This is a genomic window from Lunatimonas lonarensis (genome assembly GCF_000390185.1).
In the GTDB taxonomy this organism is placed as follows: Bacteria; Bacteroidota; Bacteroidia; order Cytophagales; family Cyclobacteriaceae; genus Lunatimonas; species Lunatimonas lonarensis.
Window position 1 is genome coordinate 77,772 of sequence record NZ_AQHR01000041.1, and the last position, 14,997, is coordinate 92,768.

Annotated in this window: 11 protein-coding genes; 10 read left to right on the forward strand and 1 reads right to left on the reverse strand. The window is 45.9% G+C overall.

The window, feature by feature from the left end; genetic code table 11:
- Positions 1–23 precede the first annotated feature (23 nt).
- Both ADIS_RS05985 and ADIS_RS05990 read left to right on the forward strand, forming a co-directional pair.
- Complete coding sequence (locus ADIS_RS05985) at positions 24–3,254, forward strand: helicase-related protein (RefSeq protein ID WP_010853477.1); 3,231 nt, start codon at positions 24–26, stop codon at positions 3,252–3,254.
- A 5-nt stretch (positions 3,255–3,259) separates the two neighbouring features.
- On the forward strand, positions 3,260–3,904 hold the full coding sequence (locus ADIS_RS05990; protein ID WP_010853478.1) for a DUF4391 domain-containing protein: 645 nt from the start codon (positions 3,260–3,262) through the stop codon (positions 3,902–3,904).
- 139 nt (positions 3,905–4,043) lie between these two features.
- Here ADIS_RS05990 and ADIS_RS22910 read toward each other — a convergent pair whose 3' ends face one another.
- Positions 4,044–4,187 (reverse strand): hypothetical protein, encoded by a 144-nt coding sequence (locus ADIS_RS22910; protein WP_238325390.1) that lies wholly within the window; start codon positions 4,185–4,187, stop codon positions 4,044–4,046.
- A 367-nt stretch (positions 4,188–4,554) separates the two neighbouring features.
- Here ADIS_RS22910 and ADIS_RS05995 point away from each other — a divergent pair, with 367 nt between their 5' ends.
- The 8 genes from ADIS_RS05995 (at position 4,555) to ADIS_RS06030 (ending at position 14,753) form a co-directional block, all read left to right on the forward strand.
- Complete coding sequence (locus ADIS_RS05995) at positions 4,555–5,541, forward strand: type IV toxin-antitoxin system AbiEi family antitoxin (RefSeq protein WP_010853481.1); 987 nt, start codon at positions 4,555–4,557, stop codon at positions 5,539–5,541.
- The gene (locus ADIS_RS06000) at positions 5,516–6,373 is read left to right on the forward strand and encodes a hypothetical protein (protein ID WP_010853482.1); all 858 of its coding nucleotides are present in this window, start codon (positions 5,516–5,518) and stop codon (positions 6,371–6,373) included. The genes ADIS_RS05995 and ADIS_RS06000 overlap by 26 nt, the downstream gene beginning before the upstream one ends.
- The gene (locus ADIS_RS06005; RefSeq protein ID WP_010853483.1) at positions 6,374–6,604 is read left to right on the forward strand and encodes a hypothetical protein; all 231 of its coding nucleotides are present in this window, start codon (positions 6,374–6,376) and stop codon (positions 6,602–6,604) included.
- Positions 6,605–6,739: 135 nt separating this feature from the next.
- Positions 6,740–7,873 carry a formylglycine-generating enzyme family protein gene (locus ADIS_RS06010; protein WP_010853484.1) on the forward strand — a complete coding sequence of 378 codons (1,134 nt, stop codon included), beginning with the start codon at positions 6,740–6,742 and terminating at the stop codon, positions 7,871–7,873.
- A gap of 21 nt (positions 7,874–7,894) precedes the next feature.
- Complete coding sequence (locus ADIS_RS06015; RefSeq protein WP_010853485.1) at positions 7,895–9,490, forward strand: sulfatase family protein; 1,596 nt, start codon at positions 7,895–7,897, stop codon at positions 9,488–9,490.
- Positions 9,491–9,494: 4 nt separating this feature from the next.
- Positions 9,495–10,958, forward strand: coding sequence for a sulfatase family protein (locus ADIS_RS06020; protein ID WP_238325391.1), 1,464 nt, complete (start codon positions 9,495–9,497; stop codon positions 10,956–10,958).
- Entirely contained in the window at positions 10,939–13,353 is a 2,415-nt protein-coding gene (locus ADIS_RS06025; protein WP_155907182.1) for a c-type cytochrome, read from the forward strand. Before ADIS_RS06020 ends, ADIS_RS06025 begins: the two co-directional genes overlap by 20 nt.
- 2 nt (positions 13,354–13,355) lie before the next feature.
- Entirely contained in the window at positions 13,356–14,753 is a 1,398-nt protein-coding gene (locus ADIS_RS06030; protein WP_010853488.1) for an enolase C-terminal domain-like protein, read from the forward strand.
- The last annotated feature ends 244 nt before the right edge of the window (positions 14,754–14,997 follow it).

Sequence of the window (14,997 nt, forward strand, 5' to 3'; positions counted from 1 at the left end):
AATGAAAAATATTTTGGCGCTAAATGAAACTAATTGACAACATAAATAACCGACTTGGTGACGATTTAAAGCTCGAGATTAAAAAAGGAAGCAAGCTTTCGATTGCGGCTTCCTCTTTTTCCATTTATGCCTTTGAAGCGTTGAAAAAAGAGCTAAAAGGGATTGATGAAATGCGCTTTATTTTTTCATCACCGGCTTTTGTAGAAGAGAAGTTTCAAAAACAGTCCCGACAGTTTTACATACCCCATATCTTTCAGGAAGCAGATCTGTGTGGAGGGGAATTTGAGCTTAGGTTGAAAAATGAGCTGACCCAAAGAGCCATAGCGAAAGAATGTGCTGCTTGGGTTAAGGAAAAGGCCACTTTTAAATCCAACTCCAAATTGAATCAGCCGCTTTACGGGATGATCCATACGCTGGATAAAGAGGGAAATGAAACTGCTTATACCAATATTAATAATTTCACCACAGCAGACCTCGGGTTTACTCCCAAAACGGGCTTTCCCACACTGATTCAAAAAATTGATTCCCCCCAAAGCAAGGCTTACCTTGATTGGTTCAATCAGGTCTGGGCCAATCAGGAAGATCTGAAAGATGTGACGGATTATATCAAAAGTTATTTCGAAAATGCTTTTAAAGAGAACAGCCCTGAGTTCATCTACTTTATCACGCTATACAACATATTCAATGAGTTTCTGGAAGACATTTCCAATGACTCCCTTCCCAATGATCAAATTGGGTTTAAAGAAACCTTGATCTGGAGTAAGCTCTACAACTTTCAGCGGGATGCAGTCATTGGGGCCATCAATAAATTGGAGAAATACAAGGGTTGCATCATTGCGGATTCTGTTGGTTTGGGCAAAACCTTTTCTGCATTAGGGGTTATCAAATACTATGAACTGCGAAACAAAGATGTGTTGGTTCTTTGCCCTAAGAAGTTGGAGGCAAACTGGAATACGTACAGGCATAACGATAAGGATAATTTTTTGGCTAAAGACAGATTTCGATACGATGTGCTGTTTCACACAGATCTCAGCAGGGATAAAGGATACAGCAACGGTAGAAACCTCGAAACCGTCAATTGGGGCAACTATGGCCTAGTCGTCATAGATGAATCACACAACTTCAGGAACAACAATCCCAATATCGAACGAGAGAACCGCTATCAGCGGCTGCTACGCAAAATAGTGAAAGAGGGAATAGAAACGAAAGTTTTGATGCTCTCAGCAACACCTGTGAATAATCGATTCAATGACCTAAAAAATCAATTGGCGCTTGCCTATGAAGGCAGTCCCGGTGAAATAGATGAAAAGCTTGATACAGATAGGGGTATAGAACAAATATTCCGGAGAGCACAGACTGCATTTAATACTTGGTCTAGATTAAGGGCAGAGGAAAGAACCACCGAAGTTCTTTTGGATATGCTGGACTTTGATTTTTTTGAAGTATTGGACAGCCTTACCATAGCCCGATCACGAAAACACATTACTACCTACTATGACACAAAAGATATTGGCGAATTCCCTGAACGGAATCATCCTGTCTCTATCCAAGCCCCGTTAAGTAAGTATGCCACTATAACCTACGAGGAAATAGCAGAATCGTTGATCCGGTTGAATTTATCCGTTTATACCCCAATGAATTATATCAAATCCAGTAAGATTCGATTTTACGAGGAATTGTATGATCAAAAAGTAGGGAGCGGTAAATTAAGGCAGCGCGATAGGGAGAGCAGTTTAAAGATTTTGATGCGGATAAATCTGTTAAAGCGTTTGGAATCTTCGGTTGATTCATTCAGAATTACGTTAAAAAATATCAGAAATCAGATACAGTCGGCGATCAATGCCATTGATTCAAGAAAAGCCGAAGACACTTACTCTGGAATAGAAGCGAACTGGGGAGATGAAGACTTTGACTGGGATGCCAACTGGGGCGATGAAGAACAGATTTTTGGTAAAAAAGTAAAAATTCATATTTCGGATATGGATACCAGAAAATGGAGGGAAGACCTTTCCGAGGATTTGGACCTAGTCGATGGACTTTTCTCCGAAATTGCTGAAATCAAAGGAGCAAATGATGCCAAACTTCAAAAATTGAAGCAAACCATCTTCCAAAAGATTGATAGCCCGTTCAATCCGTCGAATAAAAAAGTCTTGGTTTTTACGGCATTTGCAGATACTGCAAACTATCTCTATGAGGAGCTCAAAGGTTTCATGGAAGAAAGTTACGGAATTCATACAGCCATTATTACCGGTTCCAGAAGAGTTTGCACCTCCAAAAAAATCCCCACGGATCTGAATGCTTTGTTAAGTTGCTTTAGCCCAAGATCTAAAAATAAGGAGCTAATTTATCCATCGATCCAAGAAAAGATCGACTTGATCATTGCCACGGATTGCATTTCCGAAGGACAGAACCTTCAGGACTGCGACTTTATGGTCAATTATGATATCCACTGGAATCCCGTGAGGATTGTTCAGAGATTTGGCAGGATTGACCGGATAGGTTCGATTAACAAATCCATTACCATGGTTAACTTCTGGCCCGATATAGCGCTTGACAATTACATCAATCTCAAGCAACGCGTCGAAAACAGGATGTTGATTACCAATATGGCCAGTACAGGCGATGATAACTTATTGAGGGTGGAAGATCCTGATTTTGAATATAGAAAGGTTCAACTAACAAAACTCCAAAAAGAGGTAATCGACCTCGAAGATTTGAGAGAGGGAGTAAGTATTACGGATCTGGGGCTCAATGATTTCAGAATCGACTTATCCAATTACATCAAAGAATACGGAGACCTTAAAAGTATTCCGCTTGGTCTACATGCTGTCGTGGACAAAAAACTGGGATTGCCTCCAGGGGTTTTGTTTGTCTTGAAGAATATCAATACATCCGTGAATATTGACAAATTGAATAGATTGCACCCTTATTACCTGGTGTATATTTCAAACGAAGGGATCGTTGTCCATAATCACATAGAAGTAAAAAGGAACTTGGATGATTTTAGAGCTTTGGCGAAAGGGCAAGGTGTTCCCATAAAATCATTGTGTGATGTACTTTCTCAAGAAACGGATGATTACAGGGATATGGGGCACTATTCCAATCTTCTGAAAAAAGCGATTAGCTCCATATTGAAAACTGAAGAAGAAAAGGATGTGATGAGTTTGTTTAAAGCAGGCGGAACTACAGCCCTTGTGGATAAAATCAAAGGAATTGAGGATTTTGTATTGATCTCATTTTTAATAATAAGATAGTCGAGATGTTCGTTTTACCGACCTCTACCAAAGTGGATAGGGTTATTCCCAAAAATGCTTTTGACAACTATGCTGACACAAAGGCCAAAAAGCTTTTTGTGGAAAATGTAGAGAAGATCAAATGGTTGAACAAACTATCTTTTGATACGGTAAACCTGCCAGGTAAAGAAGTTAAAGAAATTCAGATTTTTGAGATCTCTTTGAGGAAATTTGATCCGATTCCAGAATTGGTAAAGATTATTGACAAGGCAATTCCTTATCCAATATTGTTTGTCCTAACTTTCGAAGACCACTATCAGTTAAACATAAGTGTTAAACACCCAAATCCTATCAATGAGGACAATGCCGTTATTGATTGGACTTTTAAGACGGAATGGTTGCCAGTAGGTAAGGAGGCATGTCAATTCCATCTCAAGCAAACTATTGACTACATATTTCAGGATATCTGCATTCAGCTGAGCAATACGTCCAACGCTGATAGGGGACTCAGTTTGAATGAAATAGTTACTAAAGAACAAAAATTAGCAGATTTGAAGAACCGCATAAAAAAATTAGAATCGGCCATTGCAAAGACTAAGCAGTTTAATAAAAAGGTTGAGTTTAATTTAGCATTACAAAAGTTGGTGTTGGAATTACAGGGTTTGGGTTAGCAACCAATTGATTTTTCCGCAAATGTATGGAGTAGAGGTAAAAATGGTATGGGTCATTGAGGTGTTTACTTGAAGTTAAAGGCCATATACACTTGCTGGAGCAATCTATGTGAGACAAGGGCCGAATTTTAACGTTTGCTTAGTCCCATTTGTCTAACAACAGCTTATCAAGCTTGAAAAGGTAGGTCTTGACAGTGTTCTTGCTCCTGCCAAGAGTTCGGGCAATGGTTTTGATTCCTTTGCCCTGCCTGTTAAGTATCAATAATTGTTTTATCTGACTCATTGGTTTTGGTGTTCCAGCCATGGGATTATAGTTAGCGGATTAAATAAAAGGTCCGCTAAGAAACCAAAACCATTCGTTAGAGGGGTCAGCCCCGAATATCGGGACAGGCTATGCTCCGGAATTAGACCGAAAGGGGTCAGTATGCTCCGGAATAATCCTGAATATCCTGTTTTAGGGGTCAATCCCGAGAATCGGGATCAGTCGATTCTGGCCATTCAGGCCACTTTCACTGCCCAAAATCGTTCCGGATTACAGGGATCAACATGCTCCGGAATATCCAGTTTCGAACTTTGGAAAAGTTTATGCTGAATATTTTGTTCATTTCTTTTATTTGTTCACGTACCGTGAACATGCTATATTTGTGAACATGAATACCGAGAAAATAATTGAACTTACCTTCCAAAACGTAATTCCTTTGCTACAAAGTGAAGGAAAATGGGAGCCGCATGCACAAAGGGAGCTGGATGCCATTATTACTTTACGGTTCCCGGAGGGAGAAATCCATTTCGATGCGGAAGTAAAGCAGGAAGTTAGGGAGAATATCTTGCGGACTATACAGGATTTGAACAGGAGGTATCAAAATTTTCTCTTGGTGGCCTACAGAATCTATCCCAAATACCGTCAACTACTTCAGGAGATGGGAATCAATTATCTGGAAGCAAATGGCAACGCCTTTATCCGTAAAAACGGGAAATTGATCTTAATTGATAAGTTTCCTCCCATCAAGGAAGAGCGTGAGGAGACCAATCGAGCTTTTACCAAAACAGGCTTGCGGGTGTTTTTTCAATTATTGGTGGATGATAAGAATTTGAATACCAATCAGCGGGAGCTGGCCGAACAGGCAGGGGTTGCTCTGGGAAATATACCCTTGGTACTCAAAGGTCTCAAGGCAGCAGGGTTGTTGGTGAATAAAAACAAGTTTGGTTATCAATGGACCAATAAGGAAGAAGCAATAGGTCAGTGGATCAATGGATATAGAACCAATCTCAAGCCTACCTTATTTCAAGGGAAATATAGGTTGCCTAAAGACAGGGACTGGAGGGAAATCCATCTACCAACTGAAAAAACCAGGTGGGGAGGGGAACCTGGAGCGGATTTGTTGACCAGTTACCTTAGACCTGAAAAGTTCATCTTATTCACGGATTTGAGAAAAAATGAATTTATAAAAGGTACCAGACTAATGCCAGATCCGAATGGTGAAATAGAGATATATGAGACTTTCTGGGAAACTGGAAATGAAAAAGAGGGATGTGCTCCACCGCTTTTGGTCTATGCAGATCTGATCATCAATGGAGATAAAAGAAGTATCGAAACAGCTCAGATAATTTATGACAGATATCTCCAAGAGCTATAAAGAATTAGGTATTGACCATATCAAAGAAGTATTTGACTTGCTTGACGAAACATTCAAGGCGAGAGAAATACCCTATTATCTTTTAGGTGCTACAGCAATTGCTTTGGAACTTCTAAAAGATGGGATAAAGCCAGCGCGCGGTACCAAGGATATAGATTTCGCCATCATGATCAGCTCCTATGCTGACTATCAAGGCTTAATTGATGACTTAAAAGAAAAAGGTTTTGTAAACGTCACTGATCCTTGGACATTTTATCACAAAGCTTTTGAAATTGCTATCGATATCCTGCCATTTGGTGAAATTGAAGAAAATAACACGGTAAACTTCAACGAGAGAAACGTTGATTTCCATGTTTTGGGGATGCATGTGGTTCTATCACAGGAAGACTTGGCTACTGTATATATTGAGGAAAAGGTAGCGAACATCCCTTCACTTCCCGGAATGATTCTTTTAAAATTGGTAGCCTGGTCGGACCGTCCGGAAAAAAGAGAAAATGACCTTGGGGATATCCTCTTGATCATCAAAAATTATTACTGGATGATGAGTGAATTTATCATTGACAATCATACTGACCTACTGGAAGTTTTAACAGATGACGGGGAAAATAGTCAGCGGATAGTCGCATCAAGAGTATTGGGAAGAGAAGCTGCAAAGTATCTGAAACAATCAGATCAATTAAAAGAACGGATTTTACAAGTACTCGAGCAAAACATCAATGAAAAATACAAATCGGCGATTGCTAAAAACTGGGCCGTAAAATTGGATGAATCTTTAGATTACACCCTTTCACTTTTACAATCATTTTTGACCGGAATAAAAGAAAGAATTTAAATGGCCAAAAGAAATAAAAATACCATAGTAAAACTCAGCAAAGCCCTTGTGTTGAACAGATGGGTACTCAGTCAATTTGGGGTTATGGATCTGGAATCCTTAGCGGATGCTGAATTCAAAAGATCTGTTTACGAAGGGCTGGATGCGGATAATACTACCCATTACCACCATTATCTGCTCAGCAGGCAGTTTACTTTTCCGGGAGTCAGCAAAACCCAGTTGGTAGCCTGAGGGCCAATACAAAGTCTTTGATAAAGTGAATGTGACCTGAGCCACTAAAACCTACCTCACATCAAAAAAAAAGGCTTTCAATAGACTAATTTGGAGGAGTTGGTTAACTTGGGGTCTCAATTTGAATAACACCCAATGCATACTAGTTTGAAATCCTGTTTCCTGCTTGTCCCAATCCTGTTTTTTTTGATGGCCTGTGGTAGCGGAAGCAACGAGTCCCGGCAGGAGGTGACGGATGACCTGACCTCTTGCCATGACAATATCCCGGATCGATTTTCTGCCCCGCAGTCCACCTCAGCCTCTGCTGCCGAGTCGGCTCCTACCAGGGAGCTGAACCATGAAGGCATGGTGTGGATAGAAGGGGGGGAGTACCTGATGGGCGCCCACGATGGACGGGGCAGGAAAGACGAGCTGCCCGCCCATAAGGTGAAAGTAGACGGCTTTTGGATGGATGTCACCGAGGTAACCAATAGGCAGTTTGCCGAGTTTGTCGCTGCCACCGGCTATGTAACCATCGCCGAGCAGAAGCCCGATTGGGAGGAGATAAAAAAACAACTGCCTCCGGGAACACCCAAGCCGCCGGAGGAGGTACTGGTGGCGGCCTCGCTGACGTTCAGCCCTCCCGCCCAGCGGGTTTCCATGAACAACGCCGCCCAGTGGTGGTCCTGGACAGAGGGAGCCAACTGGAGGCACCCGCAGGGTCCGGGAAGCACCATCGTAGGAAAGGAGGATTTTCCGGTAGTACATATTGCATGGGACGATGCGGTGGCCTACGCCAAGTGGGCAGGTAAACGCCTTCCCACCGAGGCAGAATGGGAATTTGCCGCTAGGGGAGGCCTCAAAAACGAATCGTTTCCATGGGGTGCCGATCCGGTGGAAAGCAAAGGTTTTCGTGCGAACATTTGGCAGGGGGATTTTCCGCTGAAGGATACCGGGGCAGATGGATTTATCGGGCTGGCACCGGTAAAATCCTTTGATCCAAACCCCTATGGGCTTTACGATATGGCCGGAAATGTGTGGGAATGGACGTCCGATTGGTACCACGAGGATTATTATGCCAGTATTCGCGGTGATGTGACCGTAAACCCGACCGGCCCCAAAAGCAGCTACGATCCGATGGAGCCCACGGTACCCAAGCGAGTGGTGAAAGGTGGCTCCTTCCTATGTAATGTGTCGTATTGTGAAGGATACCGGGTTAGTGCCAAGATGAAATCCTCTCCCGATACGGGATTGGAGCATACCGGTTTTCGCTGCGTATCCAGCAACTAGCATGTAGGAGAGCATTAAGACATGGTGCAAAAGCAAATCCAACGTTTCGTTTTTTTTGCCGTCCAGATGGTAGGGGCATCGTTTCTTTATTTTTCCTGCGCGGAGAAAGAAGAGGTACTGCCTCCCAATTTTCTGTTTGCGATCATGGACGATACTTCATTCCCCCACATGGGGGCATATGGAACGGAATGGGTGATTACCCCTGCCTTTGACAGGGTGGCCAAAGAAGGGATCTTATTTACAAGGGCCTATACTCCCAATGCCAAGTGTGCGCCCTCCAGGTCTTCCATTCTTACCGGCAGAAATTCCTGGCAGCTGGAAGAAGCCGCCAATCACGTGCCGTTTTTTCCCGAGAAATTCGGATCCTTTGTTGAGTTACTCGGGGAAAAGGGATTTCATACCGGGTTTACCGGTAAAGGGTGGGCACCCGGCAAGCCCGGTATGAGGGATGGCAAGCCACGCCTGCTGACGGGCAAAGGGTATCAGGCAAAAACCCTGGAGCCTCCCACCGCCTTCATCAGCAAAAATGATTATACAGCCAACTTTGAGGATTTTTTGAATGACAGGGAACCTGGAAAGCCCTTTTTCTTTTGGTATGGCTCTACGGAACCCCACAGGGCCTACGAATTTCAGTCAGGTGTAAACAAAGGACGAAAGCAGCTCTCGGATCTGGAGAAGGTGCCGGGATTCTGGCCGGATATCGATACCGTTCGGCACGATATGCTCGACTATGCATTCGAAATTGAGTATTTTGACAAGCACCTGGCACAAATGATCGCCTTGTTGGAGGAAAGGGGCGAGTTGGACCGTACGGTCATCATCATTACGTCGGATAATGGCATGCCTTTTCCCCGGGTAAAGGGCAATCCCTATGAAATGTCGCACCATATGCCATTGGCGATCATGTGGCCAAAGGGCATTAAGAGTCCGGGTCGAGTCGTGGACGATTTTATCAGCTTCATCGACTTTGCCCCGACCATCTTGGAGTTGGCAGAAGTGGATCCGGCAGAGGGCATGGCGCCTATTACCGGGAGGAGTTTTTCGGATGTCCTTTTCTCAGAAAAAGAGGGATTGGTTTCGGAGGAGCGAAACAGGGTACTCATTGGGCAGGAGCGGCACGATGTGGGAAGGCCAAACGATGTCGGATATCCTGTTAGGGGCATTGTCACGGAGGAATATTTGTATCTTCATAACTTTGAAACCGATCGCTGGCCGGCGGGAAACCCGGAAACCGGCTACCTCAATACGGACGGAAGCCCGACCAAGACGACAATCCTGGAGCGGATGCGGGCCAATCGGAGTCCGGAATACTGGTTCCAATCATTTGGTAAGCGTCCTCAGGAGGAGCTATACCACCGATTGACAGATCCTGAATGCATCCATAACCTAGCGGAGCACCCGGAATACCAATCCCTGAAAGAGAATTTAAAAACCCAGTTGTTTGACCAACTGAGGGCGGAAGATGATCCGAGGATGTTTGGCAGAGGGGATCTTTTTGATGCCTATCTCTATGCGGAAGATGCCACCGCCAATTTCTATGAACGCTTCCTGAACGGCGAAAAACTACGGGCAGGATGGGTAAATGAATCCGATTTCGAACCCAAGCCATTGGAATAACTGCATGACCCGAATCCGTTTTGTTGAGCTGTGTTGCCTTACGTTGGGTATGCTTGGGTGTTTACCGATAGCGGTGTATGCCTTGCAGGTTGCTGAAAGGCCCAACCTGATTTTGATCATCGCGGATGATATAGGTTGGGATGATTTGGGATGTTATGGACATCCGCTGGTGCAAAGCCCCAACCTGGATAGAATCGCTTCGGAGGGTTTGGTCTTCGATCACTTTTACCTGACTACCAGCTCCTGCAGTCCAAGCAGGGCCAGTATTATTTCGGGCAGATATCCCCACAATACCGGGGCCGCAGAGCTTCATACCGAGCTTCCCGCATCCCTGGCCACCTTTCCGGCCGAGCTAAAAGCAATGGGGTATTACACCGCCCAGGCCGGAAAATGGCACCTGGGACCTGCTGCAAAAGCGGGATTTGACGTGGTGTATGACAAGGGTAGCGAGATGGGGGATGGCGGCGAAGAGCGGTGGTTGCCGACCTTGCGGGAACGACCCGGGGACAAGCCTTTTTTTATGTGGTTTGCCGCACTCGATGCCCACAGACCGTGGGGGCCGAATCCGTTTTCAGGTACCCACAACCCGGAAGAGGTTTTTCCACCGGTTTATTTGGCAGACGCTATCGATACCAAAAAGGACTTAGCCAGCTATTACGATGAAATAACCAGGTTTGATCACTATATTGGCGAGGTGGAGAAAGAGCTGGCCCGGCAAGGTGTATTGGAAAATACCCTGATAATGATCGTGTCAGATAACGGGAGACCTTTTCCCAGAAGCAAAACAAGAATGTACGACAGCGGCATAAAATCACCTTTGGTAATCAAGTGGCCGGCTGGAATCCCCCATCCGGGATCGCGCGTTCAGGCATTGGTGAGTGCGATAGACATTGCCCCGACGATGGTGGAGCTAGCGGGTGGCTCGGAGGTGGCTGCTTTTCAAGGCAAGAGTTTTCTTTCCGTATTGAAGGAGCCTAACCGGGAATTTAGAAATTATGTGTTTGCAGAGCATAATTGGCACGACCACGAGGCCTTGGAACGGATGGTGCGCACGAAGGAACACGTGTATGTTCTTAACCTTCGTCCCCAGTTCAGTCAGAATGGACCTGCGGACTCCAATGCAAGCGATTCTTACAGAGATTTACTTCTCCTACGGGATCAAGGCAAACTCAATGCGGCCCAAGCGGATGTTTTTGCCGCGCCAAGACCTTACGAAGAGCTTTACCTTCCCGATGATGAGGAGCAGCTCCACAATGTGGCGGCCAATCCCGCCCATAGGCAAACCCTGCTCCATCTGAGGCACGTAATGACCCAATGGATGAACGAAACCGAAGATACTCAGCCTGACAGGCTGACACCGGACTGGTACAACAAGGAAAACGGCAAACCCTTGGACATCGTTAGAGAGCGTGGGGAAATGCCCGGTAGCAAAGGAGCCCTTCACACCCATGCAACAGGACCCTTTTAATAGGCTGGATGATATGACCAATTTCGCACCCTCTCGCCCTCTTCCCGTGATCCAACCGAGCTATCCGTTAAGGATGCATTTACCGGTCTTGTTTATGCTGGCCCTGCTGTTTTCCTGCAGCGAACCGAAGCCATCCTATGAACGGGCCATGGATCCTTGGGCATTTCGGTCGGTGCTCGACAAGCAACCCCGCATGCTTACCCTAGCCTTACATCCCGATTGCTTTGCGGCCTACAATTTGGAAAAAGGAGAGCTTTACAAAGTTTGGAAAGGGGGGGTAAGACTCGAAGGAACCGTTTACACCAATAAAAAGAATATCCAACCAACCAGCTGGGGAATCCCCTATATAGAAGACACCTCACTGCCTAGGCGTTGGCAGCTATTAGGGCCGGATGGCTCAGAGGCTAGTTTCCGTCTCCAGCAGCGTGGGTATTCCTTTAAAAAAGATCAGATTTTGCTGCATTATGAGCTAATTGGGGATTCAGGTCAGTTGATCTATATTGACGAGATTCCCGAGTATACCCGGAATAAGAGCTCTGCTGCTACCTTTGAGCGCAATTTTGCGGTTCGGGGATTGCCTCAGGGGTACCGCCTCAGCTTATTGGGAGGCCGGGAACCCTTTGAAATGCGTGCCAACGGCAATCACGCCCTACGCATCGACCTTCCTTCACTTCCTTCGCCCGAAATGCCGCCGTTTCGGGAGCAATATGACCATTTGGGCATTTTGCGCATGGAGAATAGCGATTGTTACACCTGCCACGAGGAAAAGAACCAGATGGTAGGGCCTTCCTTTCTTGACATTGCTGCGAGGTATCGGGGAAGCAAGCAAAATTACCCCTATTTGATCAAGAAAATCCAAGAAGGAGGGGCCGGCGTATGGGGAGATACACCTATGAATGCCCATCCGCTGTTGTCCGAGGCCGATATTAGGCCCATGCTGGATTACATCATGACCTTTGCACCGAAAGAGCAGGAGTCCGGCACCGCCGTGCCAAAACAGGTTTCCCTCGTAGTCAGTCCAGAGGAGAAGGCGAAACCAGGGTTTGGTGCATCGTTGGAAGGAGTCCATCCCAGTTTTGACCTGGTAACCCTACACCGGGAGGATTTCCAACCTCGGGTTGGGGGATTGGCCATTGCGCCGGACGGTGGTTTGCTGGTCACCACATGGGATAGTATTGGGGGAGTATACCACCTTTCATGGGAGGACACCGCGGATCCGCGCGGCTTCAAGCTGAAACGAATCGCCGCCGGTTTGGCGGAGCCACTCGGAATCGAAGTGGTAGGGGATGACCTTTACGTACTTCAAAAGCACGAACTGACGAGGCTTCGGGATTTGGACGGGGATGGCATCATGGATGAGTATTATGCAGTATGTAATTCATGGGGTGTGACCGACGATTTCCATGAGTTTGCCTTTGGCCTGGTTTTCAAAGAAGATCATTTCTATATCACCCTTTCGATGGCCATGCGTCTGACGGCAGACCAACGGCAGGCACCCGACCGAGGAAAAACCTTGAAGATAGCGTTGGATGGAAGTTTCGAGCCGATTGACTACGGATTGAGAACCCCAAATGGTATTGGGGTTGGTCCTGAGGGAGAGCTTTTTGTCACAGACAACCAAGGACAGTGGTTGCCAGGGAACAAGCTCATCCACGTACAGAGAGGTGCTTATAATGGGATGGCTTGGGGATTGGATCCGGAGTTGGAGTCGGTGCCCGAGATGGTGCCGCCGGCGATATGGCTGCCCGATAAGGAAATCGGAAATTCACCCACTGAACCAGTCCTGATGCGGTTTGGCCCCTACGCGGGGCAGTTGGTTCACGGAGACGTGACCCATGGGGGCATTAAAAGAGATTTTCTGGAAAAAATCAATGGTTCCTACCAAGGAGCGGTGTTCCGTTTTTCCCAAGGATTCCATGCCGGGGTAAATCGACTGGTTTGGGGCCCCGACGATGCGCTCTACGTGGGCGAAGTGGGCATGGTTGGGGGATGGAGCTGGAAGGAGCGCCAATTTGGTTTGGAAAAGCTTACCTACAATGGCAATCCTACCTTTGAAATGCTGGCGATCCGTGCCACACCGCGGGGGTTCGAGATCGAATTTACCGAGCCTATAAAGCATACAACATTCGATCCCAATGGGATAAGCCTCAGCCACTGGTGGTATTTGCCGACCGAATCTTACGGAGGGCCAAAAATGGATCTTGCGCCATTAACACCTACGCGTATAGAAGTGTCCCCTGACCGGAAACGGGTTTACCTAGAGGTTCCTGGTCTGAGATCGGGGCGGGTAGTCCATTTTCTGTTCGATCCCTCGTTGGAAAGCGAATCAGGGAGGCCGCTGTGGTCAGGGGAGGCGTGGTACACATTAAATTCAATTCCAAACGACAACATTTAGCTATGAACAGAAGAGCGTTTATCGGAAAGACTGGATCAGCATTGGTACTGGGTGCCGCAGGGGTTTCCTCTTTTTCGTTTACAACAAATCGTCCTATGAAGCAGTCCCTTAAGAACATCCAAATTACCCATGTTGATTCGAATTTTGAGCGAGAGTTGCTCACACCATACCGATTTAAAGGCAGTGCTATTTCGGAAGCCTGGCAGGTAATGTCCTTCCTAAAGTCTGCCAGCGGATTACATAAAATCGGCATCGGAACGCAGGGTACCTTGTGGTCCGACCAAAGGGTGTTCTTCTCCCATTCTGTCAATGGTGGCAACGCATTGATGTATGCGATGACCGAACGGGCGCTTCAACTGCTCAAGGGTAATAGCTTTACCGATCCGGTGACGTTGTTGGAGGATTTGTTTCCAGAGGTATATGCCTACGGTAAAAAGATCACCGGAAGGGAGGATCTAAAAAAGACCTTTGCGTTGAACGCGCTGGTAAGTGTGGACAATGCGGCTTGGATGATGTATGCGGCCGAGAATGGCATGCGGAATTTTGACGAAATGATCCCTGAGGCGTATAAGCCGGGGTTGTCCCATAGACACGATAAAGTTGCCAGCATCCCTTCCTTTAGTGTAGGGGCAAACATAGAGGATGTAAAAGCAGCAGCTGATAGGGGGCATTTTATCATGAAACTTAAGACAGGATCGGCCGGTACCCAGAAAGAGATGCTCGAAAAGGACATCGAGTTTTTAACCGGCGTTCATAAGGCACTAGGCCATCTGGAAACGCCCTATACAGAAAATGGGAAAATTCCCTATTATTTCGATGCAAATGAACGGTATGAAACGAAGGATACATTGGAGCGTTTCCTTGATCATGCGAAAAAAATAGGTGCGTTTGATCAAATTGCGGTTATTGAAGAGCCTTTCGGTGAAGATAACGAGACCTATGTAGGGGATTTGGGCGTTCGGGTGGCTGCGGACGAAAGTGCGCACACCGTTGAGGATGCACTGGCAAGGATTGAACAAGGCTACACCGCTATCGCGGTTAAGGCCATTGCCAAGACGCTGAGTATGACGATGAAGATCGCCCAAGCGGCTTATGAAAAAGGCGTTCCATGCTTTTGCGCAGATCTCACGGTCAATCCCATTTTGGTAGATTGGAACAAAAATGTAGCTGCCCGCCTTGCCCCTTTTCCCGAAATGAATCTTGGGCTGCAGGAAACCAATGGACATCAGTATTATAAGAATTGGGAGAGGATGCTTTCCCATCACCCCATGGCCGATGGCTCCTGGATAAAAACCGTAAACGGTGTGTACCCAACGGACAATACCTTTTATGAAAAAAGCGGAGGAATCCTCTTGAACTCTCCCCATTATGAATCGGTTTTCCATCATAATCTCTCGTAAGCACTAGCGTCGATTTCATTTCGTTATACCAGTCAATCCTATAATCCTTATAGAGTTATAGTTGGTTTTTTTATGTAATAAAACCAAGCTGAAACTATATTAAATGAGGAATGTCAACATGTGCGCTAAAAAAAATTCAACGAATATTTTTTTATTTAGAAAGTTGATTTACATTTGGAAAAATGTATTTTGAATATACAAAAATGCTGATTAATTTTTTGAAAGTGTTTTTGTAGAAGCAATA

What these genes read in the sequence shown, in the direction of transcription:
- ADIS_RS05985 (WP_010853477.1), top strand. Translation starts at nt 24, where the DNA reads ATGAAACTAATTGACAACATAAATAACCGACTTGGTGACGATTTAAAG.
- ADIS_RS05990 (WP_010853478.1), top strand. Translation starts at nt 3,260, where the DNA reads ATGTTCGTTTTACCGACCTCTACCAAAGTGGATAGGGTTATTCCCAAA.
- ADIS_RS22910 (WP_238325390.1), bottom strand. Translation starts at nt 4,187, where the DNA reads ATGAGTCAGATAAAACAATTATTGATACTTAACAGGCAGGGCAAAGGA.
- ADIS_RS05995 (WP_010853481.1), top strand. Translation starts at nt 4,555, where the DNA reads ATGAATACCGAGAAAATAATTGAACTTACCTTCCAAAACGTAATTCCT.
- ADIS_RS06000 (WP_010853482.1), top strand. Translation starts at nt 5,516, where the DNA reads ATGACAGATATCTCCAAGAGCTATAAAGAATTAGGTATTGACCATATC.
- ADIS_RS06005 (WP_010853483.1), top strand. Translation starts at nt 6,374, where the DNA reads ATGGCCAAAAGAAATAAAAATACCATAGTAAAACTCAGCAAAGCCCTT.
- ADIS_RS06010 (WP_010853484.1), top strand. Translation starts at nt 6,740, where the DNA reads ATGCATACTAGTTTGAAATCCTGTTTCCTGCTTGTCCCAATCCTGTTT.
- ADIS_RS06015 (WP_010853485.1), top strand. Translation starts at nt 7,895, where the DNA reads ATGGTGCAAAAGCAAATCCAACGTTTCGTTTTTTTTGCCGTCCAGATG.
- ADIS_RS06020 (WP_238325391.1), top strand. Translation starts at nt 9,495, where the DNA reads ATGACCCGAATCCGTTTTGTTGAGCTGTGTTGCCTTACGTTGGGTATG.
- ADIS_RS06025 (WP_155907182.1), top strand. Translation starts at nt 10,939, where the DNA reads ATGCAACAGGACCCTTTTAATAGGCTGGATGATATGACCAATTTCGCA.
- ADIS_RS06030 (WP_010853488.1), top strand. Translation starts at nt 13,356, where the DNA reads ATGAACAGAAGAGCGTTTATCGGAAAGACTGGATCAGCATTGGTACTG.